The following is a 23796-nucleotide window of genomic DNA, read 5'->3' on the forward strand; positions in this document are numbered from 1 at the left end:
ATGGACCCGGTCACAGATCCGACGCCGGCATGCGTGGAGAGGCAAATGCCCAGGTGGCTGCGCTGTGTTCTCGAGCGCTGGCCCGCCGCCGGGAACCTGAACCGATCTTCGGTGAACTCTAATCCTCTCTGTTTCGCGGAACTAATTCGGCGTGCCGCGCGTTGCGTGCGAAACGGCCGAGTTAGGTTTACCTTTCTCCTTGCCGGATACTGGTGCGCAGGCCCGTTCGCCGACGCGTTCGGCGGGATCGGCTGGAGGTTCGTGATGCCCGAAATCGAGTGGAATACCTTGCATGACAAGGCAATTCAGGCTATGCATCAGGCGTATGCGCCTTACTCGGGATTCCCCGTCGGCGCCGCTGCTCTCACCGCGGACGGCCGAATTGTGAGCGGATGCAATGTGGAAAATGTCTCATATGGACTAACGCTGTGTGCCGAATGTGTACTCGTCGGTAACTTATTTGCGACGGGTGGCGGCCGTCTCATCGCGGTGTCGGTGACCGATTCCCGGGGGGAAATCCTGATGCCCTGCGGGCGGTGCCGCCAGCTGCTGTTCGAGCACGGCGGCGCGCGGCTGCTCGTGGCGCACGCGCAGGGGCCGGTGACGCTGGCCGAACTGCTGCCCCATGCGTTCGGACCCGATGATCTCGCGGCCGGTCGGACTGACAAGGCCGGTAACCACTGATTTAGTGAGCACATGGGTAACTCGCCGGGGACGAACGAACGCTCTACCCACCTGCCGCCGGTCGCCGGTGTGAGCCGATCCGCTCCTGGGTCCGGCCCGAAGGCGCGGGGAGGCGGACTGGACGCGGTATCGATCATCAGGGGGAAGCGCGACGGTGGGGAGCTCACCGACCAGCAGATCGACTGGGTGGTGGACGGGTTCACCCGGGGGATCGTGGCCGACGAGCAGATGTCGGCGCTGGCCATGGCGATCCTGTGGCGCGGGATGACCCGGCGCGAGACCGCCCGGTGGACGGCCGCGATGATCACCTCCGGCAGCCGGATGGACTTCACCGATCTGCCCCGGCCCACCGTCGACAAGCACTCGACCGGCGGCGTCGGCGACAAGATCACCCTGCCGCTGGCCCCGCTGGTGGCGGCCTGCGGGGCCGCGGTGCCGCAGCTGTCGGGGCGCGGGCTCGGGCACACCGGCGGCACGCTGGACAAACTCGAGTCGATCCCCGGCTGGCGGGCCGATGTCAGCGTGGCGCGGATGCACGAGATCCTCGCTGATCCGGCGATCGGCGCGGTGGTGTGCGCGGCCGGTGCCGATCTGGCGCCCGCCGACAAGCGGCTCTACGCGCTGCGCGATGTCACCGGGACGGTCGAGTCGATCCCGCTGATCGCGAGCTCGATCATGAGCAAGAAGATCGCCGAGGGGACGGCGGCGCTGGTCCTCGACGTCAAGGTGGGTTGCGGGGCCTTCCTGAAGACCGTCGAGGAGGCCAGGGAGCTCGCCACCGCCATGGTCGAACTCGGCCGCGACGCCGGAACGCGCACGGTCGCGCTGCTCACCGCCATGGACACCCCGCTCGGGCGGACGGCGGGCAACGCGCTCGAAGTGGCCGAATCGGTCGAGGTGCTGGCGGGCGGGGGACCGGCCGACGTGGTCGAGCTGACGCTGACGCTGGCCCGCGAGATGGTCGAGCTGGCCGGGCTGGATGTCGACCCCGCCGATGTCCTCGCCGACGGCCGCGCGATGGACCACTGGCGGGCGATGGTCGTCGCGCAGGGCGGTGATCCGGACGCGACGCTGCCGGTGGCGCGGCACACCGAGATCGTGCGGGCGACCGAGGACGGGGTGCTCACGCGCCTGGACGCGATGGGTGTCGGGCTGGCCGCGTGGCGCCTCGGCGCGGGCCGGGCCAGGCAGGGCGAGGCCGTGCAGGCGGGTGCCGGGGTGCGGATGCACGCCAAGCCCGGCGACACCGTCGTGGCCGGTCAGCCGCTGCTCACCCTGCACACCGACACTCCCGACGCCTTCGCCGACGCGCTGCGCGTGCTCGACGGCACGGTGACGATCGAGGCCGACCCGGACGGCAAACCGGGCGAGCTGGTGCTCGAGCGGATCGGGTAGCCGCGGATGCGTCGCGGGGACGCGGACTCCCAGCTAACGTTTCCGTATGACTGGACCGATGCCCCTCGACCTCGCCTCGATCCGACAAGCGCCCAAGGCCCTGCTGCACGATCACCTCGACGGTGGTCTGCGCCCGGCGACGGTGCTCGAGCTCGCCGCGGACTGCGGCTACGACCAGCTACCCGCCGCCGACGCCGCGAGCCTGGGCGCCTGGTTCCGTGACGCCGCCGACAGCGGCTCGCTGGAGCGGTACCTGGAGACCTTCGCCCACACCGTCGCCGTGATGCAGACACCCGAGGGCCTGCGCCGGGTCGCCAGGGAATGCGCGATCGACCTGGCCGCCGACGGGGTGGTCTACGCGGAGGTGCGGTTCGCGCCCGAACAGCACCTGGAGAAGGGGCTCACCCTCGACGAGGTCGTCGAGCACACCCTCGCCGGATTCCGGGAGGGCGAGGCCATCGCGGCCGAACAGGGCAACGCCATCCGGGTGACCTGTCTGCTCACCGCCATGCGCCACGCGGCCCGCTCGCGCGAGATCGCCGAGCTCACGGTGCGTTTCCGGGACGCGGGCGTGGGCGGATTCGACATCGCGGGCGCCGAGGCCGGGTTCCCGCCCACCCGCCACCTCGACGCCTTCGAATACCTGCGAGCCAACCACGCGCACTTCACGATTCACGCGGGCGAGGCCTTCGGGCTGCCCTCGATCCACGAGGCGCTGGCGTTCTGCGGGTGCGACCGGCTCGGGCACGGCGTGCGGATCACCGACGACATCAGCGTTCCCGGTGCCGTCGAGGACGCCCGGTTGGGCCTGGTCGCGAACTACGTGCGCGATATGCGGGTGCCGCTGGAACTGTGTCCGTCGTCGAATGTGCAGACCGGCGCGGTGCCCTCGCTGGACAAGCATCCCTTCGACCTGCTGGCCCGGCTGCGCTTCCGCGTCACCGTCAACACCGACAACCGGCTGATGAGCGACACCACCATGAGCCAGGAGATGCGCAAACTGGTCGACACCTTCGGCTACGGCTGGAGCGATCTGGAACGGTTCACCATCAATGCGATGAAGTCGGCGTTCATCCCGTTCCCGGACCGGCTCAAGATCATCGACGAGGTGATCAAGCCGGGTTACGCGGTCCTGCTCGGCTGAGAACACGAACAGGGGCGGCGCCGGATCGGCACCGCCCCTGCGTTCGTCGGGTCCTACTCGCTGACCAGCCGCGCTTCGAAGGCCCGCTGCAGGTCGCGGAAGGACTGGGCCTCGCCGGCGAACGGCGGGTTCGGCGCCATCCGGTTCGGGTCCGGGTTGAGCAGGTAGGAGACGTACCAGCCCAGCGGATTCGACGAGGCCAGCGCCTGTTCCACGCTGTCGTCACCGGCGTAGTCGGCGGCGTCGGTGATCAGCTCCACCGCCAGGTCGAGCTGTTCGATGTCGACCGCCTCGGGGCCCTCGGCCAGGTCGTCGACCAGGCCGGTGAGCACGTAGATGTTCTCGTCGGTCACCTCGATCTCGAGCGAACCGTCGACCGCGGCGGTCTGCACCTCGGCGAAGGTGGAGACCCGGGCCAGCTCGTGCTCGTGATCGTCGGCCAGGTAGCGCGCCAGCGCGCGCTCGGAGCCGAAGACCGTGATGCTGCGGCCGTCGCCGAGGAAGATCGGCTCGTCGTCGAGGTAGCAGCGCAGGGTGTAGTGCTCGCCGTCGGAGGTGACGATCTTGACCGGGTCGATGCCGACCTCGTGCCAGAAGGACTCGTCCTCGTCGTCGTCCTCGTCGTCGGCGGTGAGGTCGACGTTCTCGAACTCCTCGTCCTCCTCGGCGACGTCGTCGGCGTCGACCTCGTTCTCCTCGGCGGCCAGCAGCTCCGCCTCGGCGACGGCGACCGCGGCCGCGTCGACCTCGGGCGTGCTGACCACGCCGTCGATCGCGTCGAGCACGTCGTCCCAGCCCTTGACGATGGCGGCACCGAGCTGGTCCCACAGCTCCTCGCCGTCGCGACCGGCGTAGGTGTGCACGCCGCCGGCCAGGGTCTCGAGCACCGGGTTGTCACCGAAGAACTTGGTGACCACGTCGAGCTCGCACACCTCGCCGATATTGCGCACCATCGCCAGGGTGTCCTCGAGCTCGCCGACCACCTCGGCATCGGGGTCGCCCGCGGCCAGCTCGGGCACGGCGACCAGGTCGAAGCTGAAGTTCTCCTCCGGCTCCAGTTCGGCCGCCGACAACCCGGCGATCACCGCCCACGACGGATGCTCGACGAGATCGTTGTCGGAGTCGGTGCGGATGAACGCCGCCAGCTCCGCCACCGACTCGAAACCGTAGAGGTCGTCCTCGTGACCGAGGAACGCCTCCCACTCGTCGTCACCGTCGCGCCAGCGCGGAGCCCACAGGGTGACGAGATCGCCATCGGTCAGACCGAGCTCGATCGGGACGATGTCTCCAGAAGCCATGACGCGAAGCCTATCGAGCTTCAGCGCTGGGCACTATCCGGCCCGGGTGCTAATCGCTCCGCGGGCTGCGCGGCGCCTCCGGTGAGCGATTCGTTCAGTGTCGCAATGATGTTGGAACGCTCGGCACCGGCGGTCTCGGTGGCCTGCCTGCAGGCCGACAGGATCAGCTGCGCGGCCTCCGGGGGAGCCAGGGCGGTGATGCCCTCGTCCAGCGACAGCGCGACCAGGGCGCCGTCGCTGTTCACCTCGGCGGTGACCAGCCCGTCCTCGGTGGTGAAACGCCCGTTGACCTGCTTGAGCCCGTAGAGCGCGGCCTCGAGCGCCTCGAGCTTTCCGGTGACCCCGGCGACCAGGGCGTCCATTTCCGCGCTCACAGCGGCCTCATCCAACTCGTCTGGCCGGTGTCGGCGTCATCGATGCGGTCGAGTTCCTCGACCGCCTGGCGCCTGGTCGGCAGGTTCATCTTGTCCAGCAGCTGATCGGGGATGCCGGCCTGCTCGCTGTAGACCTCGCGCAGCCGCGCGGCCGCGGCGATGGTCGAGCGCTTGGTCAGGCGCAGGATCTCATCGGCCAGCGCCTGCGCACCGTACTGGTACTCGCTGCGCTCGAACTTGATCGCGATCGGCATGCCCATGCTGGTCGCGCGGACCGAGATGGTGCCCGACCGGTTGCTGCTGACCGCGGTCTCCACATTGGGGACCTCGGGCATCGGCGCGCCGGTCATTCGGTCGGCCTGTAGAAGCCGTAGAACTCCATACCACTGTTCTCCGTTCGGATGGAACTGATCGAGACCGGGTCGCCGGCCTCGACGAGCTGCCCGTTGCCGACCACCATGGCGACGTGGCCGTCCCACACGGCGAGGTCGCCCGGTTGCAGGTCACCGGGGGAAACCTGAGGATGTCCGATGTGCTGTTCCTGGGCGAGCCGGGGCAGTTCGACGCCCGCCTCGCCGTAGGCGTACTTGGTGAGACCACTGCAGTCGATACCCGAGTTGGGGTCGTTGCCGCCCCAGACGTACGGCGTGCCGCAGGCGCTGATGGCCGAGCGCACCGCGGTGGCGGCCTTCTCGTTGGGCGCCTCGACCACGCTGCCGTCGGGCAGGGTGATCTTGACGCCGGTGCCGTCGCCCGCGGACCCGGTGGTGGTGCCGGGCGTGGTGGTGGTCTTGGAACCGTTGGTGGTGGTGCCCTGGGTGGTGGTCTTCGAGCCACTGGTGGTCGAGGAGCTCATCACCGACGACAGCGACGAACCGACCGTGCTGAGCAGCGAACCGCCGGTGCTCGCCGCCGTGGACAGCAGGCTCGAGCTCGCGGTGGACGCCAGGTTGGTCGCGCCGCTGGACACGCTGGCCAGCGAGGTGCTCGACGGCGCCGGGGTGAGTTCCTGGATGGCGGCGGTCTGGGTGCCCAGCTCGTCCTGCACCCGGCCGACGACGCCAAGGCCCTGGCCGATGTGGTCGATCGCCGAACTCACCACCGCGGCCAGGCCGACCGGGGTACCCAGGGTGGGGCTGAGCGCGGACACATCGGTGAGGAAGGACTGGACGATGGTGTCGAGTTCCTTCTGCCCGGTCTGGACATAGGCGGCGGCCTGGTCGAGCACGGTCGCCATGCCGTTGCCGTTGTCGGACAGGTTGGCCGAGGAGTTCTGCACGCGCAGCGCCTTGGCGGTGGCCGCGTCGACGGCCTGGCCGTCCCAGGCGGTGTTCACGTTGTTGATGCTGTTGCGGCCGAGCTGATAGATCTGGTCGAGATTGGTCGACGTGGCCCGCAGGCCGTCGGAGGCGCCGCCGTTGCCGAGGACACCGGTGCCGAAACTCGAGAGCAGGTCGGCCAGCGGCTGGGCCAGGCCGGAGAGGTCGATCATGCGCCGGCACCCAGGTCGCCCGCGGCCGCGGTGAGCGGGGCGGCGTTGTTCACGTCGGTGTCGACGAGGGTGGTCGCCGCGCTGGCCGTGGCCGCGCCCATACTCGCCATGACCGCCGAGAGCTGCGCGATCGAGGCCACGTGGCCCGCGTGCGCCGCGGAGTAGGCGGTGACGAAGTCACCCCCGATCAAACCCATGATCGGGCCGAGCAGGGTGGGATCGGAGGCCACCGCACCGGCCGCCGCCGTCGCCAGTTCCGTGGACATCGTTCCGGCTTGTGCGCTGTAGGCGACGATGCCCTCGGCATCCGCCGACATCTTCCGCATCGAACTTCCCCCAATCCTCGAGTTTCCGGGCAGAGTACGTCATTCATCAGTTTGGACGCGCCGACGCCGCATTCGGTTCCCTCGGACCCGAAAATTTCCCCAGCGGCCACACCGGCAGCGCCTGGCGACCCTATCGTTTTTTCATGCGCACCGACACTGTCGACCATCCACTCGCCGCGACGCTGCTCAGCACCATGCGCGACGCGCGCACCGACAACGCCACCTTCCGCAATGCTCTGGGCGACCTCACCGGCATCCTCATGTACGAGGCACTGCGCGACGCGCCCGTGCTGCGCGAGCCCATCGACACGCCGGTCGCGGTGACCGAGGGCGTGCGCCTGGCCGCCCCACCGCTGCTGGTTCCGGTGCTGCGCGCGGGCCTGGGCATGGTCTACGCGGCCGCCGATCTGGTCCCGCAGGCCCGGGTCGGGTTCGTCGGCATTGCCCGCGACGAGCGGACCCATCAGCCGGTGCCCTACCTGGAATCGCTGCCGGATGACCTGACCGGCCTGCCGGTGTTCGTCCTCGACCCGATGCTCGCGACCGGCGGCTCCATGCGCCACACCCTCGAACTCCTGGCCGCCCGCGGCGCCACCGACATCACCGCCGTCTGCGTGGTCGCCGCCCCCGAAGGCATTGCCGCCCTGGCCGACTCGGGCCTGCCGGTCCGCCTGGTCACCGCCGCCGTCGACGAGAGACTTAACGAGAACGCCTACATCGTCCCCGGCCTCGGCGACGCGGGCGACCGCCAATTCGGCCCCCGCTGAACCCGCGGCCTCATCGCGGCCGCGCGAACAACTCCAGGTGGTTGCAATTGCCGCAGCGGAAGGCCTCGATACTCCACCGGGTACGGCCGAAGCGTTTGGCACCGCCGAACACTCCGTGTTCGAGCGGGCCCTCCACCCAGCGGGCATCGCCGCGGGCGCCCTCGCCGGCATCCTCGATGAAGCCGGGGTAGAGCTTGGTCTCACCGCATTGCGAGCATCGCACGATGGCCGGTCCTCACTCGTTCGCCAGGGTGTGGCAGAACGTTTCGAGCTCGGCCAGACGGTGCGCGGCACGGCGTCGGGCCTCGGGTAGGGCCGCGTGGTCGGAGGCCGGGGTGAAGACCTCGAGGTAGCACTTGAGTTTGGGCTCGGTGCCCGACGGGCGGACGACGAGGCGGAAGTCGTCGGCCTCGAAGATCAGGGCATCGGTGCGCAGGCGGCCGCGGATCTGGGACTGGTCGGTGAATTTCACCGGGGTGCCCGCGATCTCGCTGGGTGGGGTGGCGCGCAGGGCCGCGGTGCGGGCGGTCGCGGCGGCCTGGTCGGGCAGGCGCAGAGACACCTGGCCGCCGCTGTGCAGGCCGAATTCGACGGCATAGGAGTCGAGTTCGCCGAGCAGGGAACCCTCCTCGGCGGTGAGCAGGGCGACCAGGTCGGCCGCGGCGACGGCGGCGGAGATGCCGTCCTTGTCGCGGACGGTCGACGGGTCGACGCAGTGGCCGATGGCCTCCTCGTAGGCGTAGACCAGCCCTTCGCCCGCTCTGGCCAGCCATTTGAAGCCGGTCAGCGTCTCGGCGTAGCGGGCCGAACGCGCGGCGGCGAGCTTGCTCAGCATCCGCGAGGACACCAGCGTGGTGGCCACCAGCGGGTCGGCGGGGCGGGTGCGCAGCACGTAATCGGCCAGCAGGACGCCGGTTTCGTCACCGCGCAGCATCCGCCACCCGTCGGGGCCGGGGACGCCGAGGGCGCAGCGGTCGGCGTCGGGGTCCAGGGCGATGGCCAGATCGGCGTCCACGCGGGCGGCCAGGGCGAGCAGCAGGTCGGCGGCGCCGGGTTCCTCGGGGTTGGGGAAGGCGACGGTGGGGAAGTCGGGGTCGGGCGCGTACTGCTCGTCGACGACGTGCACATCGGTGAACCCGGCCGCGGCCAGCGCGCGCACCGCGAGTTCGCCGCCGACACCGTGCAGCGCGGTGAGCGCGATCCGCACGTCGGCCCGTTCGCCGGGGCCGCCGAGCAGCCGGGGCAGGGCCGCGACGCGGGCCAGGTAGCGCTCGACCAGCTCGGCGCCGGACACGGCGACGGGTTCACGGGCGATCGGCTCGGTGACCTGCTCGATGCAGCGCTCGATCTCGGTGTCGGCGGGGGCGATGAGCTGGGAGCCGCCGTCGAGATAGACCTTGTAGCCGTTGTCGGCGGGCGGATTGTGTGAGGCGGTGATCTGCACCCCGGCCACCGCGCCGAGTTCGCGCACCGCGAAGGCGACGACCGGGGTGGGGACGGGTTCGGGCAGCAGCGTCACCGGAAAGCCCGCGGCCGTGAAGATCTCGGCGGTGGCCGTGGCGAATTCGGCCGAGCCGTGCCGGGCATCGCGCCCGACGACGACCGCGCCGCCGCCGAGGCAGCGCTCGCGCAGCCAGGCGGCCAGCCCGGCCGTCGCCCGCGACACCGTCGCCACGTTCATGCCGTCCGGACCGTCGCGCAGCGGTCCGCGCAGGCCCGCCGTCCCGAAACGCAGCATCTAGACCCGCTCCAGGATGCCGCGCAGCAGCTTGCCGAGCCGGGGCGCCGCGGCCTGGCCCTCGGCCAGTACCTCCGCGTGCGAGAGATGCTCGCCGGTGACGCCCGCCGCCAGATTGGTGACCAGCGAGATGCCGAGCACGCGTGCCCCGCGCGAGCGCGCCTCGATCGCCTCGAGCACCGTCGACATGCCGACCAGGTCGGCGCCGAGGGTGGCCAGCATGCGGATCTCGGCGGGCGTCTCGTACTGCGGGCCGGTGAGCCCGGCGTAGACGCCGTCGCTCAGGCTCGGGTCGATCTCCCTGGCCAGCGCGCGCAGTTCGGGGTCCCAGGCGTCGACGAGGTCGACGAAGCGCGCGCCTTCGAGGGGGGTGCGCGCGGTGAGGTTGAGGTGGTCGGCGATCAGCACCGGCTCGCCCACGCGCAGGCCGGGGCGGATCCCGCCCGCGGCATTGGTGAGCAGCACGATCTCGGCGCCCGCGGCGATGGCGGCGGTGACGGGGTGGACCACCTGCTGGGGCGTGTAGCCCTCGTAGAGGTGCTGGCGGCCCATCAGCAGCAGGACGTCGGTGGCGTCGACCTGGAGGGAGTGGACCATGCCGCCGTGGCCCTGGGCGGTGGGTTTGCCGAAGCCGGGTAACTCCGGCATGGCGATCGAGGCGCGCGGCGCGCCGATCTCGGCCGCCGCCCCCTGCCACCCCGATCCCAGCACCACGGCCACGCGATGACGCGGCACTCCCGTACGTTCGGCGATCGCCTGAGCGGCCTGTTCGGCAAGCATGGGGGAAGTCTATGGGCGGGCGGCGCGACCTGTCGCCCCCGCGCTTGCTACCCGCGAGTAAGGGATGGCTGCCAGCGGCGTTTATTCTTCCCTGCATGCCGTATTTGGAGCGCTCTGGTGATGTGTTCGTCCTGTACCTCGGGAACGAGGGGGAGACCGACAACGAGAACCGTTTCTCGCCGGGCTGGATCGACGCCTTCCACGCCGCCCTCGACGAGGTCGAGGCCTCGGAAGGCCCCGCCGCCCTGGTGACGGTCGCGACCGGCAAGTTCTACAGCAACGGTCTCGACACCGACTGGGTCTTCGGCAACCTGGACAAGATCCACGGCTACCTCGACCGGGTGCACACCCTCTACACCCGCCTGCTGACCTTCCCGATGCCCACCGTCGCCGCGATCAACGGCCACGCCTTCGGCGCGGGCGCCATGCTGGCCACCTCGCACGACTTCCGGGTGATGCGCGGTGACCGCGGCTTCTGGTCGCTGCCCGAGGTGCACCTGGGCATGCCCTTCACCGTCGGCATGAACGGCCTGCTGAAGAACCGGCTCGCCAACCAGGTGTGCGTGCGGGCGATGACCACCGGTCACCGCTTCGCCGCCGACGAGGCGATCGCCGCGGGCATCGTCGACGCGAAGGCCGAGGCCGACGAGGTGCTCTCGACCGCCATCGCCCGGGCCGCCGCGCTGACCAGCCTGCGCAAGCCGATCACCCCGATCATCAAGACCGATCTGCACGCCGAGGCGCTGGCCGCGCTGGCCACCCCGGTCACCCCGGAGAACCTGCCCTTCGGCAGCTGAGCCGCCTCGCCGGTGCGCCCGGAACCAGGACTGATGCGAGACTGGTTGGTATGGCACCCTCGCGCACCGGCGAATTCTCGGCCACCGCGGCCGATACCGCGATCCGCGCGGCCTCCGACGAGCTGATCGCGCTCTCGCACGCGATCCACGCCGAACCGGAACTCGCCTTCGCCGAGACCCGTAGCGTCGCCAAGATCCTGGAACCGCTGGTCGCGCGGGGTTTCGCCGTCACCACCGGCGTGGCCGGGCTGCCCACCGCCTTCCGCGCCGTCTACGGCAGCGGCCCGCTCACCGTCGGCCTCTGCGCCGAATACGACGCGCTGCCCGAGATCGGGCACGCCTGCGGGCACAACATCATCGCCGCGACCGCGGTCGGCGCCGCGCTCGGACTGGCCGAGGTCGCCGACGAGCTGGGCCTGACCGTAATCGTGCTCGGCACCCCGGCCGAGGAGAGCGGCGGCGGCAAGGTGCTCATGCTGGAGGCCGGCGCCTTCGACGACATCGCGATGGCGCTGATGGTGCACCCCGGCCCCAGCGACATCGTCGGCGCGCGCTCGCTGGCGCTGGCCGATCTGGCCATCACCTTCCACGGCCGTGAGGCGCACGCCAGCGCGGCGCCCGAACTGGGCCGCAACGCCGGTGACGCGGTGACCTTGACGCAGGTCGCGCTGGGTCTGCTGCGCCAGCACCTGCGGCCGGGCCAGCAACTGCACGGTATAGTCGCCGACGGTGGCGTAGCCCCCAACATCGTGCCCGGGCGGGCGGAACTGCTCTACTATCTGCGCGCGACCGATGCCGCGTCCCTCGACGACCTGATGCGCCGAGCGAAGGCGTGCTTCGAGGCGGGCGCCCTGGCGACCGGTTGCACCCACGAGATCCGGACGCTCGCGCCCACCTACACCGAGCTCACGCCCGATCCGGCGCTGTCGGCGCTGTATCGCGCGCAGATCACCGGCTTGGGACGGCTGCCGATCGCCCCCGAACTCGAGGGTCTGCGTCCGCTCGGCAGCACCGACATGGGCAATGTCACCAATGTCATCCCCGGTATACACCCGGTGATCGGCATCGACGCCGGTGGCGCGGTGACTCATCAGCCGGAGTTCGCCGCCGCCGCGGTGAACGCCTCGGCCGACCGCGCGGTGCTCGACGGCGCACTCGCACTGGCGCGTACCGCTGTCGCGGTGGCACGCGATGAAGTACACAGGGACAGGTTGTTGCACACTCTGGTCGAACGACAGGAGGACATTCGGTGAGCATCTCCGGCCATCCGGGCACCACCCACGCCGAGGCGGACGCGGTCGCGCTGGGCGTCACCGCGGTGACGCGCGCGAACACGGTGGTCCCGACCATGCCGGACGCCGAACGAGACGGGATGCCGGGAACCGAGATCGTCGACGCGTGGCTGGCCGAACACACCGGTGACCTGGTGCAATGGCGCAGACACATCCACGCCAACCCCGAACTCTCGCGCGCGGAGTTCGCCACCACCGAGTTCGTCGCGGGCTGGCTGAGCAAGGCGGGCCTGACCTGGCAGACGCTGCCCGGCGGCACCGGCCTGCTCTGCGACCTGGGCCCCACCGACGCCCCGCGCATCGCGCTGCGCGCCGACATGGACGCCCTGCCGATGCAGGAGTTCACCGGCCTGAGCTTCGCCTCCACCGTGCCCGGCGTCTCGCACGCCTGCGGCCACGACGCGCACACCACCGTGCTGCTGGGTGCCGCGCTGGCGCTGGCCGAGGCCGAGGCGTACCTGCCGGTCGGCGTGCGGCTGGTGTTCCAGCCCGCCGAGGAGGTCATGCCCGGTGGCGCCCTCGACGTGGTCGCCGCGGGGGGCATGGACGGGGTGGACCGCATCTTCGCGCTGCACTGCGATCCCCGCCTCGAGGTCGGCAAGGTGGGTTTACGGACCGGGGCGATCACCTCGGCCGCCGACACCGTCGAACTGGTGCTGGACTCGCCCGGCGGGCATACCTCGCGCCCCCATCTGACCAGCGATCTGGTCTATGCCATCGGCACCGTCATCACCGGGCTGCCCGGGCTGCTGAGCCGCCGGGTCGACCCGCGGACCAGCACGATCATGGTGTGGGGCGCGGTCAGTGCGGGCAAGGCGCCCAACGCGATTCCGCAGACCGGCATGCTCACCGGCACGGTACGCACCGGCGACCACGCCACCTGGCTGCTGCTCGAGCCGCTGGTCCGCGAGATCATCGACGGCCTGCTGGCCCCCACCGGCGTGCGCTACCAGCTCAACTACAAGCGCGGCGTGCCCCCGGTGGTCAACGACCCCACCTCGGCCCTGATGTTCGAGAACGCCGTGCTGGCCCTGGGCCCGGACGCGCTCGCCGACACCCCGCAGTCCGGCGGCGGCGAGGACTTCTCCTGGTACCTGGAGGAAGCTCCGGGCGCCATGGGTCGCCTCGGGGTCTGGTCCGGCACCGGCGAACAACTCGACCTGCACCAGCCGACCTTCGACATCGACGAACGAGCGCTGGCCGTGGGTGTACGAACCCTGACGAACATCGTCCTCCAGGCATGACCTGCGGCTAAGCCCCGGGGCCTACGTTCTTGCTGTTGCGGGTGCGCAGCGCGTGGACGTAGTCCTCGGGGGCGCCCGCCTTTTCGGCCGCGTCGGCGATGACGCCGATGTAGCGGGCCGAGGGGAGACCGCCCTCGTAGGCGTCGAGGACGTAGAGCCAGGCCAGCCGGGACTCGCCCTGGGTGCCGGTGACGCGGATCCGGATCTTCTTGTGGATGCCGAAGTCCGAGCCCTCCCACCGGTCCAGGCTCTCCTCGTCCTCGGGGGAGACGTCGTAGAGCACGACGAACACCCGGGAGCCCGGATCCTCGACGACGGTGGCCAACGGCCCTTCCCAGCCGATGTCGTCACCGGCGAAGGTCAGGCGCCAACCTTCCAGCCACCCGGTCCCGGACATGGGCGAATGCGGGCAGCGCTCCAGCATCTGCGTCGAGTCCATGTTGGACCCGTAAGCGGCATAGATCGGCACCTGAGGAACTGTAGCCAATAACAGCAGCGGAATCCCCGTCTCCCACCCAGATCGGCTGACGGTCACACTCGGCGAACACGCCGAACTTGTTCACCGAGCCGACGCGATGCCGACACGGTCCACCTGAAATGATGAACCTCGACACCCAGGGTGACCCCCACAAGGGCGAGCCCTACGAGCCTTCGCGGCCCGGCCCGCTGGTGGGGTGCCGCGGCGTAGGCGACGAAGGAGCAAGCCGCGGCACCCCACCAGCGGGCCCCAAGGGGGCCGCGACCCGCGGCGCCCGCGCCGCCAACGAGCACAGGAGTGACTGTGGCACGGATTGCGATCATCGGCGGCGGACCGGCGGGGTACGAGGCGGCGCTGGTGGCCGCTCAGCACGGGGCCTCGGTGACCCTGGTCGACGCCGACGGCATCGGTGGCGCCTGTGTGCTGTGGGATTGCGTGCCGTCCAAGACCTTCATCGCCTCCACCGGGTTGCGCACCGATCTGCGTCGCGCGCGTGACCTCGGCATCACCATCGACGCGAGCCAGGCGCAGGTGCATCTGCCCGAGGTCAACGGGCGCGTCAAGGCGCTCGCGCTGGCCCAGTCCTCCGATATCCGCGCCAAGTTGCAGGCCGCGGGCGTGCGGCTGCTCGCGGGTCGCGGCGAATTGACCGGGCCCGCCGCCGGTTTGGCGCACCGGGTCAAGGCCACGCTGGCCGACGGCAGCACCGAGGAGTTCGAGGCCGAGGTGGTGCTCGTCGCCACCGGTGCCAGCCCGCGGGTGCTGCCGGGCGCCGAACCCGACGGCGAGCGCATCCTGAACTGGCGCCAGCTCTACGACCTGCACGAGTTGCCCGAGACGCTGGTGGTGGTGGGTTCCGGCGTCACCGGCGCCGAATTCGTCTCCGCCTACACCGAGATGGGTGTGCGGGTGAAGCTGGTGTCCAGCCGCGACCGCGTGCTGCCCGGCGAGGACGCCGACGCCGCCCTGGTGCTCGAGGAGGCCCTGGCCGAGCGCGGTGTCGAGCTGGTCAAGCACGCGCGCGCCGACGCGGTGGAGCGCACCGCCGAGGGCATCGTGGTGAAGCTGTCGGACGGGCGCACCGTCACCGGTTCGCACGCGCTGATGACCGTCGGCTCCACCCCCAACACCGGTGAGCTGGGTCTGGACCGGGTCGGTATCGAACTCGATCGCGGCGGATACCTTCGCGTCGACCGGGTTTCGCGCACCTCGGTGCCCGGCATCTACGCCGCCGGTGACTGCACCGGGCTGCTGCCGCTGGCCTCGGTGGCGGCCATGCAGGGCCGCATCGCGATGTATCACGCGCTGGGCGAGGGCGTGAGCCCGATCCGGCTCAAGACGGTGGCCTCGGCGGTGTTCACCCGGCCCGAGATCGCGACGGTCGGCGTCAGCCAGACGGCCATCGACGACGGTGAGGTGCCCGCGCGCACGGTGATGCTGCCGCTGAACACCAATCCGCGCGCGAAGATGTCGGGGCTGCGCCGCGGCTTCGTCAAGATCTTCTGCCGCCCGGCCACCGGTGTGGTGATCGGTGGCGTGGTGGTCGCGCCGATCGCCTCGGAGCTGATCCTGCCGATCGCGCTGGCGGTGCAGAACAACCTCACCGTCACCGATCTGGCGCAGACCTTCTCGGTGTATCCGTCGCTGACGGGTTCGGTGACCGAGGCCGGTCGCCTGCTCATGCGCCACGACGATCTGGACTGAGCGGACCGCCCGGAATGTGAGACGAATCACTGAGTGTCCGGGTTTTGAATTGTCTTGTTCGACAAGGATCCTCGCAGGCCGGGTTCGCCGTGCCGGGAAAGCTACTGCTGCGTTGCCTGTCCCGCGCTCATGTGGTTGACTCACGGCCGAGGCGCGATCTGTTCAGGTCGCGTGGTGGAGCAGTGGGGGATTCCCTCCGGGAAAGGGATTAGCGAAAAGTGAAGCATCGTAAGCCGAGTCGGGCGCAGCGAGCGATGGCCAGCACGTCGTTGCCCCTGGCTGCCGCGGCCGCCGTGGCAACCCTTCTTGCGGCGCCGGCCGGCGCGGTCCCCAGTGACCAGCCGTCCACACCCGCCACCCCGGCGCCTGCGCAGCCGGGCACCGAAAGCCAGGAGACGCCGGAGAACGGCGTCCCCGAGGAAGAGACCACCGAGACCCCGGAGAAGGCGAAGCCGGGTCAGACCAAGCCGACCCCGGCCCAGCCGGGTGTCACCACTCCCGGCCCTGGTGAGCCGGAAGAGGACACCCCCGCCAAGGTCACGCCGTCGCAGCCGGGTGTCACCACCCCGCGCGTCGCGCCGCTGCCGGTCCCCGGTCAGTCCCAGGGCAACCAGGCCCAGCCCGCGGTGCACCCGGAGACGGGCGCCACCACCCCGGGCGAGGAGAAGACCACCACGCCGGAGCAGCCGGGCGCCACCACGCCCGCGCAGCCGTCGCAGACCCAGCCGAGCGTGCCGTCCGATCAGGGCACCGCCGGTGAGGGCTCCGAGGGCGAGTCGCGCGAGACCCTGGTGCAGGAGCCGCAGGAACCCGCGTGGCAGGCGCCGCGTCTGGAGAACGCGCCCGCCGCGCCGGTCGTCGAGATGGAAGGCCCGCACCAGGAAGTCGGCGCGACCGTCGACGCCGGTGGTCTGGTCCCCGGTCTGCTCGCCAACACGCACCACTACAACAACGAGCACGGCTACGTCGGCACCATCGGCTACCGGGCGCCCGGTGGCGGTTTCGGTGACGCCGGTGTCTCGGTGGAGTACGTCGGCGAGAACTCGGTCAAGGTCACCACCTTCAACGGTGGCGACGGCCGGGCCGACAACACCACCGTGACCGTTCTCGACACCACCCAGGCCAACCTGGCCAAGGCGGCGGTCGAGAACTGGATCAAGGCGCAGCCGGGCGGCACCGCCGCGCTCGAGGCGGCGGCGAAGGCTACACTGCCGGTGCCGGGGGAGCTGCTTCAGACGGTGAACGTCGCTGGTGTCACCACTCAGTGGGGTGGCTCGCTCCAGTACTGACACACACCTACGACGTGTGGGGCGGTCGGCTGACGACCGCCCCACACGTGTGTCCTGGGGAAAGGATTGGTCTTGGGCACCGAAGGTGACGAGAACGATTTCGGGGAATTCGGCCCGCCGGTCGACGACGCGACCACCGGTTTCGGTGGTCCGGTGGCCGCGACGCCACCGCCTGCGCCCGGTGCGCTACCCGAGCGTGGCTGGCAACCGGCCGCGCCCGGTCCGTTCGGTCCGCCCGCCGGTGCGCCGGGCCCGTTCGGCGCGCCCGTCTCCGGTCCGCCGCCCGTCGCGCCGCCGCCGGGTCCGCCGGTGGCGCCGCCGCCCGCACGTCCTCCGGTGCCGCCAACGCCGCCGCGTTCCGCACCCACGTCGGTGTTCGGTGACGCCGTCGCCACCCCGCCGCCCGCGCCGCCGCAGCGTGACGCCTCGCCGTTCGGTGACTCGGTGCCGGTGGCCTCGGGGCGCGAGCTCACCGAGGTGATCCGGCGCGATCGGCCCGCGCCGCGTCAGGAACCCGACGCCGACATCGTGCGTCAGCCCGCGCCCGAGACCGTCCGGATGTCCGCCCCGGAGACGCCACGTCCTCCGCTGCCCGCCGTGGAGCGCAAGGACGAGGACAAGGCCTGGTGGAACAGCCCGGACGATGACGGTGGCGTCCCCAAGCCGCCCGCCGAGCCCGGCCTGTCCTGGGCCGACGACCCGATCGCGCGCCGCCTGGCGCCCAAGACCCCGGTCGCGCCGGCCAGTGAGGAGAAGGAGACCGACAAGCGGCTGCCGTGGCTCGTCGGCGGTGCCGTGGCGGCGGTGCTCATCGTGGTCGCGCTGGTGGCGACGATCGCCCTGGTCAAACGGGGCGGCGGCGAGGACCCGGGGCCCACCGCGGCGCCGACCACCGCCGCCCAGATCCCCGGCTTCGAGTGCCCGGCCTCCACCGACCCGGCCATCACGGTGAGCAACGGCCCCGGTGACACCACCTCGGGTGCCCGGGCGATCCTCGGCTTCCAGTACGCCTTCTACGTCGAGCGTTCCGGCACGAAGGTGCGCGAGTTCGCCTCGCCCGACGGCGACATCTCCCAGGCCGACCGGTTGCAGCGCGCCATCGACTCCAAGATCCCGGTCGGCGCCAAGCACTGTGTGAAGATCCGCGAGACCCTGCCGGGCCAGTACGACGTGGATCTGAGCGAATGGCATCCCGACGGTGAGGTGATCACCTACCCGCAGGTGATCATCACCTCCAACATCGATGGGAAGTGGCAGGTCAAGCACATCATGACCCGATAGCATCTCAAATTCCGGGACGAGAATTTCACATTATGGTCAGCGATATGCGATGGTGGGGCATCGCGTCCCCTGGCGTACCCGGAGGTTCTCATGTCGCCGACCACTCCCGCTCTGGCGGGCAAGCTCGCCGGTCTGCAGAGCTCGGCGATTCGTGACCTGCTCAAACTCACCGCGCGCGCCGATGTCATCAGCCTGGCCGGTGGGCTGCCCGACGCCGCGCTCATGCCGCGCGAGCGCATCGCCGCCGCCACCCAGGCCGCGCTCGCCGACCCGGCCGTGCTGCAGTACACCGAGTCGCCGGGCTGGCCCGCGCTGCGCGAGGTGCTCGCCGCCCGCGAGTCCACGCGGATCGGGCGGTCGGTGCCGGTCGAGGAAGTGTTCGTCACCCACGGTTCGCAGCAGGCGCTGTCGCTGCTGGCCGAGGTGCTGCTCGATCCCGGCGCGCTCGTGATCGTGGAAGATCCGGCGTATGTCGGTGCGCTGCAAGTGTTCCGGGCCGCCGGTGCGCGCATCGTCGCGGTGCCGCTCGACGACGACGGCCTGCGGCTGGACGTCCTGGAGGATCTGCTCGCCGCGGGCGAACGCCCCGCCGTGGTGCACACCGTGTCCAATTTCCACAATCCTGGCGGTGTCACGCTGTCGCCGCGGCGGCGGCAGCGGCTGGCGGAACTCGCCGAGGCGCACGGCTTCTGGGTGATCGAGGACGACCCCTACGGCGAACTCTGGTTCGACCAGCCCGCGCCCGCCCCCGTCGCGTCCTACTCGCCGCAGGTGATCCGCCTGTCCAGCGTCTCCAAGATCCTCGCTCCCGCCCTGCGGGTGGGCTGGATGACCGCCCCGCAGCGTGTCTGTCGCGCCGTGGAACTGCTCAAGCAGGGCGCCGACCTCTGCGGCTCCGCCCTCACCCACCAGATCGCCGCCACCCTGCTCACCGATACCGACTGGCTCGACGCCCACGTCGCCACGATCCGCGCCACCTACGCCGTCCGGGCGAAGGCCCTGGTCACCGCCACCCGCACCACCTTCGGCGACCGCGTCCGCTGCACCGACGCCACCGGCGGCATGTTCGTCTGGGCCGACTTCACCGACGGCACCGACACCTCCACTCTGCTCCCCACCGCCCTCGAATCCGGCGTCGCCTACGTCCCCGGCGCCGCCTTCGCCGTCTCCGACTCCTACCGCCACTCGCTGCGCATGTGCTTCACCACCGCCGACGAATCCACCCTCACCGAAGCCATCACCCGCCTGGCCGCGGCCGCGCGGTGAGTCAGGCCCAGTTGTAGGTGCGTTCGACGGCCTTGTTCCATTCGGTGTAGCGCTGGGTGCGTTCGGGGTCGGGCATGGTGGGGGTCCAGGTGTGGTCGGCGATCCAGTTGGCGCGGAGGTCGTCGAGGCCGGTCCAGTAGCCGACGGCCAGGCCGGCGGCGTAGGCGGCGCCGAGGGCGGTGGTCTCGCGGACGACCGGGCGCACGACGGGGACGTCGAGGATGTCGGACTGGAATTGCATGAGCAGGTCGTTGCCGGTCATGCCGCCGTCGACCTTGAGGGTGGTCAGTTCCAGGTCGAGCTGCTGGGCGGCGGCGTCGGCGCGCATGGCGTCGACCACCTCGCGGGTCTGGAAGGCGGTGGATTCCAGTGCGGCCCTGGCCAGATGGGCCTTGGTGACGAAACGGGTGAGCCCGGCGATCACCCCGCGCGCGTCGGGGCGCCAGCGCGGGGCGAACAGGCCGGAGAAGGCGGGCACGAAGTAGGCGCCGCCGTTGTCGTCGACGCTGCGGGCCAGCGGTTCCACCTCCTCGGCCGAGCCGATGATGCCCAGGTTGTCGCGCAGCCACTGCACCAGCGAGCCGGTGACGGCGATCGAACCCTCCAGCGCGTAGACCGCGGGCTGGTCGCCGAGCTGATAGCAGGCGGTGGTGAGCAACCCGTGCTTGCTGATCACCGGGGTGGTGCCGGTGTTGAGCAGCATGAAATTGCCGGTGCCGTAGGTGTTCTTGGCCTCCCCGGGCGACAGGCACGCCTGCCCGAAGGTGGCCGCCTGCTGGTCACCGAGGATGCCCGCCACCGGCGCGCCGGCGAACGGCCCGGCGGTGATCTCGGCGTAGACCTCCGAGGAACTGCGGATTTCCGGCAGCAGCGACATCGGGATGTCGAACTCCGCGCAGATCTGCGCGTCCCATCGCAGCGTGCGCAGGTCCATGAGCATCGTGCGCGAGGCATTGGTGACATCGGTGAGGTGCTCGCCGGTGAGTTTCCACAGCACCCAGCTGTCCATGGTGCCGAAACAGAGGTCACCGGCCTGCGCGCGGGCCCGCACGCCCTCGACATTGTCGAGAATCCAGCGCAGCTTGGGCCCGGCGAAATAGGTCGACAGCGGCAGCCCGGTGCGTTCGGCGTAGCGCTGCGGGCCCTGCTCGCCCGCCAGTTCGGTGCACAGCTGGTCGGTGCGGGTGTCCTGCCAGACGATGGCGTTGTAGACCGGCTCGCCGGTGGCCCGGTCCCACACCACGGTGGTCTCGCGCTGATTGGTGATGCCGATGGCGGCGAGATCGCCCGCCGAACAGCCGCTGTTGCCCAGCGCGGCGCCGAGCACCCACTCGGTATTGCGCCACACCTCGGCCGGATCATGTTCCACCCAACCGGGTTTCGGGAAGATCTGGCGGTGCTCCCGCTGGGCGGTTCCCACGATCCGGCCGTGCCGGTCGAAGACGATGCACCGACTCGAAGTCGTGCCCTGATCGATGGCGGCCACATAGCGACGCATCCCCGCAGGTTACCCAACCGGACCCACCGGGGTGGCGGACTGCGGTGCGACGCGTGCGGCCCCGGCGGCCCGCGGATGCGGCCTCCGGCGCCCACCGGGCACTACGTTTAGCCTGTACCCAGCGGCGCCCGACCGCGTCGTGCACCCACACTGTCGACTGGAACCGGCCCACCGGGCCGGTGGCGAGGAGTCGAGCATGGCGCAGACACCGGAGTTCCCGTTCCTCCACCCCGGCGAGCTGGTGGCCGGCGCGAAACGCGACCGCGGCGGTGCGGCGCAGCTCGGCCCCGAGCATCGCCGCGCGGCCTGGGAGCGGCTGGGGAAACAACAGTTCGACGTGCTGGTCATCGGCGGCGGCGTGGTCGGGGCAGGCATCGCGCTGGACGCCGCGACCCGCGGCCTGTCGGTGGCGCTGGTGGAGGCGCGCGATCTCGCCTCGGGTACCTCGAGCCGGTCGTCGAAGATGTTCCACGGCGGCCTGCGCTATCTCGAACAGCTCGAATTCGGGCTGGTCAGGGAGGCGCTGAAGGAGCGCGAGCTGGCCCTGTCGACGCTGGCGCCGCACCTGGTGAAGCCGCTGCGCTTCCTCTACCCGCTGACCCACCGCGTCTGGGAGCGGCCGTATGTCGCCGCCGGGCTCACCCTCTACGACACCATGGGTGGTGCGAAATCCGTTCCGGGCCAGCGTCATCTGACCCGTCACGGCGCGATGCGGCTGGCGCCTGGCCTGCGCCGGAACTCGATGATCGGCGGCGTCACCTACTACGACACCGTCGTCGACGACGCCCGCCACACCATGACCGTGGCCCGCACCGCCGCCCACTACGGCGCGGTCATCCGCACCTCCACCCAGGTGGTCGGGCTCTTACGCGAGGCCGACCGGGTGGTCGGGGTGAAGCTGCGCGACACCGAGGACGGGCGCACCGGCGAGGCGCGGGCGAATGTGGTGATCAACGCGACGGGCGTGTGGACCGACGAGGTGCAGGGTCTGTCGCATCAACGCGGGCGATTCCATGTGCGAGCGTCCAAGGGTGTGCACATCGTGGTGCCGCGTGACCGGATCGTCAGCGATGCCGCCGTCATCCTGCGCACCGCCACCTCGGTGCTGTTCCTCATCCCGTGGGGGGCGCACTGGATCATCGGCACCACCGACACCGACTGGAATCTGGACCTCGCGCATCCGGCCGCCACCAAGGCCGACATCGACTATCTGCTCACCCGGGTCAACGAGGTGCTGGTCACCCCGCTCACCCACGCCGACATCGACGGCGTCTACGCGGGGCTGCGCCCGCTGCTGGCCGGGGAGAGCGACGAGACCTCCAAGCTCTCGCGTGAACACGCGGTCGCCCGGGTCGCGCCCGGTCTGGTGAGCATCGCGGGCGGCAAGTACACCACGTACCGGGTGATGGCCGCCGACGCGATGGACGAAGCGGCCCAGGACATTCCGGCCCGGGTCTCGCCCTCGATCACCGAGAAGGTGGCGCTGCTCGGCGCCGACGGCTACTTCGCGCTGGTCAACCAGACCGTGCAGCTGGCCGAACAGTACGGCGTGCACCCCTACCGGATGACCCACCTGCTCGATCGCTACGGCTCGCTGGTCGACGAGGTGCTCGCCTACGCGGCGGGCAAACCCGAGCTCCTGCAACCGATCACCGACGCGCCCTCCTACTTGCAGGTCGAAGCCGTCTACGCGGCAGCCGCCGAGGGCGCCCTGCACCTGGACGACATCCTGGCCCGCCGCACTCGCATCTCCATCGAATACGCCGACCGGGGCGCGCACTGCGCCGAACAGGTCGCTCATCTCGTCGCGCCGGTACTCGGCTGGGACAGCGACGATGTCGACCGGGAGGTGACCACGTATCAGGCGCGCGTCCGGGCGGAGATCGAGTCCCAGACCCAGCCGGACGACATCTCCGCCGACGCGTTGCGGGCGGCTGCTCCGGAACCCCGCCCGCAACTGCTGGAGCCGGTGCCGCAGGATCGGTGACGCGCCGCGAGACCGGGGGAAGCGCCGATCCTCGGGAGCGATCCGTCGAACGGCCCTGTCCTCGTGATCACGGCGAAGCGCGTGGCGTGGTGGTCCAGTGCGCTGGGTCCGGGTCGGCAGCGCGCAGAAGCAGATGCCGCGCTCGGTGATGCGGGCGGTGGTCGGAAGGGGCTCGGGTCAGCGGCGGGCTGGTTCGGGTTGGCAGCGTGGGCAGAAGTAGATGCCGCGTTCGCGCTGGGTGATGCGGTCGGCGGGGTCATCTTCGCCGAGGAGCTGGGAGACGATGGCGGTGCCGCAGCGGGGGCAGGGCCTGCGGGGGCGGCCGTAGACCATCGGGCGCCACGGGGGTTGGTGGGCGGCTTTGGTGAGAACACGGTGCGATTCGTCGACGAGGGCAGGCAGATCAGGGATCTCGCCGACCGGGGTGGCCGGGTGCACGCGACGCAGGAAACAGATCTCGCTGCGGTAGATATTGCCGATGCCCGCCAGGTTCCGCTGGTCGAGCAGGGCGAGACCGATTGCGCGACGGGGGTATTCGGTGAGACGGCGCAGGGCTTGGGCTGGGTCCCAGTCGGCGCCGAGCAGGTCGGGGCCCAGGTGGTCGATGACGGTGTGTTCCTCGGCGCGCGGCAGCACCTGGAGGATGCCCAGGGCGAACCCGACCGCCTCGACCTCGTCGTTGGACAGCACCGCGCGGGCGGTGACACGAGGCTTGGTCCAGCGCTGGCCGCAGTGGAACACCCGCCACTCGCCGTCCATCTTGAGATGGCTGTGGATGCTGGCCCGGTCGGTACGGATGAACAGGTGTTTGCCGTAGCTGCCGACCTCGGTGACCAGCTCACCCACCAGGTCGACGGTCGCGTAGCGCGGCACCCGGAAGTCGCTGCGGGTCAGCGTGGTTCCGGCCAGGGCCGCACGCAGTCGCTCGGCGGTGCGGAAGACGGTGTCGCCCTCGGGCATCC

Annotated in this window: 22 protein-coding genes and 1 pseudogene; 12 read left to right on the top strand and 11 right to left on the bottom strand. The window is 70.7% G+C overall.

Translation table 11 applies throughout. The features are described from left to right. The first annotated feature begins 264 nt into the window (after positions 1–264). Genes ACFC06_RS23115 through ACFC06_RS23125 form a run of 3 tightly spaced genes read left to right on the top strand, consistent with a single transcriptional unit; the run spans position 265 to position 3223 of the window. Positions 265–684 carry a cytidine deaminase gene (locus ACFC06_RS23115; protein WP_375934737.1) on the top strand — a complete coding sequence of 140 codons (420 nt, stop codon included), beginning with the start codon at positions 265–267 and terminating at the stop codon, positions 682–684. A gap of 12 nt (positions 685–696) precedes the next feature. Beyond that, the gene (locus ACFC06_RS23120) at positions 697–2079 is read left to right on the top strand and encodes a thymidine phosphorylase (RefSeq protein WP_375934740.1); all 1383 of its coding nucleotides are present in this window, start codon (positions 697–699) and stop codon (positions 2077–2079) included. A 46-nt stretch (positions 2080–2125) separates the two neighbouring features. Next, the gene (locus tag ACFC06_RS23125; protein ID WP_375934743.1) at positions 2126–3223 is read left to right on the top strand and encodes an adenosine deaminase; all 1098 of its coding nucleotides are present in this window, start codon (positions 2126–2128) and stop codon (positions 3221–3223) included. A 53-nt stretch (positions 3224–3276) separates the two neighbouring features. On the opposite strand, the gene ACFC06_RS23130 is transcribed toward ACFC06_RS23125, so the two are convergent. The 5 genes from ACFC06_RS23130 to ACFC06_RS23150 are packed head-to-tail and all read right to left on the bottom strand — an operon-like array spanning position 3277 to position 6713. Next, positions 3277–4521, bottom strand: a complete 1245-nt coding sequence (locus tag ACFC06_RS23130; protein ID WP_375934746.1) for a primosomal protein — start codon at positions 4519–4521, stop codon at positions 3277–3279. A 20-nt stretch (positions 4522–4541) separates the two neighbouring features. Further along, positions 4542–4895, bottom strand: a complete 354-nt coding sequence (locus ACFC06_RS23135; protein WP_375934749.1) for a YbaB/EbfC family nucleoid-associated protein — start codon at positions 4893–4895, stop codon at positions 4542–4544. Next, complete coding sequence (locus ACFC06_RS23140; RefSeq protein ID WP_375934752.1) at positions 4892–5245, bottom strand: hypothetical protein; 354 nt, start codon at positions 5243–5245, stop codon at positions 4892–4894. Before ACFC06_RS23140 ends, ACFC06_RS23135 begins: the two co-directional genes overlap by 4 nt. Beyond that, positions 5242–6387, bottom strand: coding sequence for an NlpC/P60 family protein (locus ACFC06_RS23145; protein WP_375934755.1), 1146 nt, complete (start codon positions 6385–6387; stop codon positions 5242–5244). The genes ACFC06_RS23140 and ACFC06_RS23145 overlap by 4 nt, the downstream gene beginning before the upstream one ends. Beyond that, positions 6384–6713 carry a hypothetical protein gene (locus ACFC06_RS23150; RefSeq protein WP_375934758.1) on the bottom strand — a complete coding sequence of 110 codons (330 nt, stop codon included), beginning with the start codon at positions 6711–6713 and terminating at the stop codon, positions 6384–6386. Before ACFC06_RS23150 ends, ACFC06_RS23145 begins: the two co-directional genes overlap by 4 nt. Before the next feature lie 143 nt (positions 6714–6856). Here ACFC06_RS23150 and upp point away from each other — a divergent pair, with 143 nt between their 5' ends. After that, positions 6857–7480 (top strand): uracil phosphoribosyltransferase, encoded by a 624-nt coding sequence (gene upp / locus ACFC06_RS23155; RefSeq protein WP_375934760.1) that lies wholly within the window; start codon positions 6857–6859, stop codon positions 7478–7480. 10 nt (positions 7481–7490) lie between these two features. Here upp and ACFC06_RS23160 read toward each other — a convergent pair whose 3' ends face one another. Genes ACFC06_RS23160 through ACFC06_RS23170 form a run of 3 tightly spaced genes read right to left on the bottom strand, consistent with a single transcriptional unit; the run spans position 7491 to position 9998 of the window. Continuing rightward, a complete protein-coding gene (locus ACFC06_RS23160) occupies positions 7491–7703 on the bottom strand; it encodes a hypothetical protein (protein ID WP_375934763.1) in 213 nt (70 codons plus the stop codon). A 12-nt stretch (positions 7704–7715) separates the two neighbouring features. Beyond that, complete coding sequence (locus ACFC06_RS23165) at positions 7716–9218, bottom strand: phospho-sugar mutase (protein ID WP_375934766.1); 1503 nt, start codon at positions 9216–9218, stop codon at positions 7716–7718. Continuing rightward, positions 9219–9998: a purine-nucleoside phosphorylase gene (locus ACFC06_RS23170; RefSeq protein ID WP_375934769.1), complete on the bottom strand. Its 780-nt coding sequence runs from the start codon at positions 9996–9998 to the stop codon at positions 9219–9221. Positions 9999–10093: 95 nt separating this feature from the next. Here ACFC06_RS23170 and ACFC06_RS23175 point away from each other — a divergent pair, with 95 nt between their 5' ends. The 3 genes from ACFC06_RS23175 to ACFC06_RS23185 all read left to right on the top strand — a co-directional run bounded on the left by ACFC06_RS23175 (position 10094) and on the right by ACFC06_RS23185 (position 13331). Then, entirely contained in the window at positions 10094–10795 is a 702-nt protein-coding gene (locus tag ACFC06_RS23175) for an enoyl-CoA hydratase-related protein (RefSeq protein ID WP_375934772.1), read from the top strand. 50 nt (positions 10796–10845) lie between these two features. Beyond that, on the top strand, positions 10846–12048 hold the full coding sequence (locus ACFC06_RS23180; protein WP_375934774.1) for a M20 family metallopeptidase: 1203 nt from the start codon (positions 10846–10848) through the stop codon (positions 12046–12048). Positions 12049–12167: 119 nt separating this feature from the next. Then, a complete protein-coding gene (locus ACFC06_RS23185; protein WP_375935722.1) occupies positions 12168–13331 on the top strand; it encodes an amidohydrolase in 1164 nt (387 codons plus the stop codon). Between the two features lie 7 nt (positions 13332–13338). On the opposite strand, the gene ACFC06_RS23190 is transcribed toward ACFC06_RS23185, so the two are convergent. Then, entirely contained in the window at positions 13339–13800 is a 462-nt protein-coding gene (locus ACFC06_RS23190; RefSeq protein WP_375934777.1) for a gamma-glutamylcyclotransferase, read from the bottom strand. Between the two features lie 303 nt (positions 13801–14103). Between ACFC06_RS23190 and ACFC06_RS23195 the strand changes: the two are divergent. From ACFC06_RS23195 to ACFC06_RS23210, 4 genes and pseudogenes are all read left to right on the top strand, one after another. After that, positions 14104–15513, top strand: a pseudogene (locus tag ACFC06_RS23195) (NAD(P)H-quinone dehydrogenase); the annotation flags it as partial. A gap of 254 nt (positions 15514–15767) precedes the next feature. Further along, the gene (locus ACFC06_RS23200; RefSeq protein WP_375934779.1) at positions 15768–16802 is read left to right on the top strand and encodes a hypothetical protein; all 1035 of its coding nucleotides are present in this window, start codon (positions 15768–15770) and stop codon (positions 16800–16802) included. Positions 16803–16874: 72 nt separating this feature from the next. Beyond that, the gene (locus tag ACFC06_RS23205) at positions 16875–18083 is read left to right on the top strand and encodes a hypothetical protein (protein WP_375934781.1); all 1209 of its coding nucleotides are present in this window, start codon (positions 16875–16877) and stop codon (positions 18081–18083) included. Positions 18084–18173: 90 nt separating this feature from the next. After that, positions 18174–19349 carry a PLP-dependent aminotransferase family protein gene (locus ACFC06_RS23210; RefSeq protein ID WP_375934784.1) on the top strand — a complete coding sequence of 392 codons (1176 nt, stop codon included), beginning with the start codon at positions 18174–18176 and terminating at the stop codon, positions 19347–19349. A gap of 1 nt (position 19350) precedes the next feature. On the opposite strand, the gene glpK is transcribed toward ACFC06_RS23210, so the two are convergent. Beyond that, positions 19351–20847, bottom strand: coding sequence for a glycerol kinase GlpK (gene glpK / locus ACFC06_RS23215; protein WP_375934787.1), 1497 nt, complete (start codon positions 20845–20847; stop codon positions 19351–19353). Between the two features lie 196 nt (positions 20848–21043). On the opposite strand from glpK, the gene glpD reads away from it, so the two are divergent. Further along, positions 21044–22834, top strand: coding sequence for a glycerol-3-phosphate dehydrogenase (gene glpD / locus ACFC06_RS23220; RefSeq protein ID WP_375934790.1), 1791 nt, complete (start codon positions 21044–21046; stop codon positions 22832–22834). A gap of 177 nt (positions 22835–23011) precedes the next feature. Here glpD and ACFC06_RS23225 read toward each other — a convergent pair whose 3' ends face one another. After that, positions 23012–23794, bottom strand: coding sequence for an Fpg/Nei family DNA glycosylase (locus ACFC06_RS23225; protein ID WP_375934793.1), 783 nt, complete (start codon positions 23792–23794; stop codon positions 23012–23014). Positions 23795–23796: the final 2 nt, after the last annotated feature.

This window comes from Nocardia sp. NPDC056064, assembly GCF_042266925.1.
In the GTDB taxonomy this organism is placed as follows: Bacteria; Actinomycetota; Actinomycetes; order Mycobacteriales; family Mycobacteriaceae; genus Nocardia.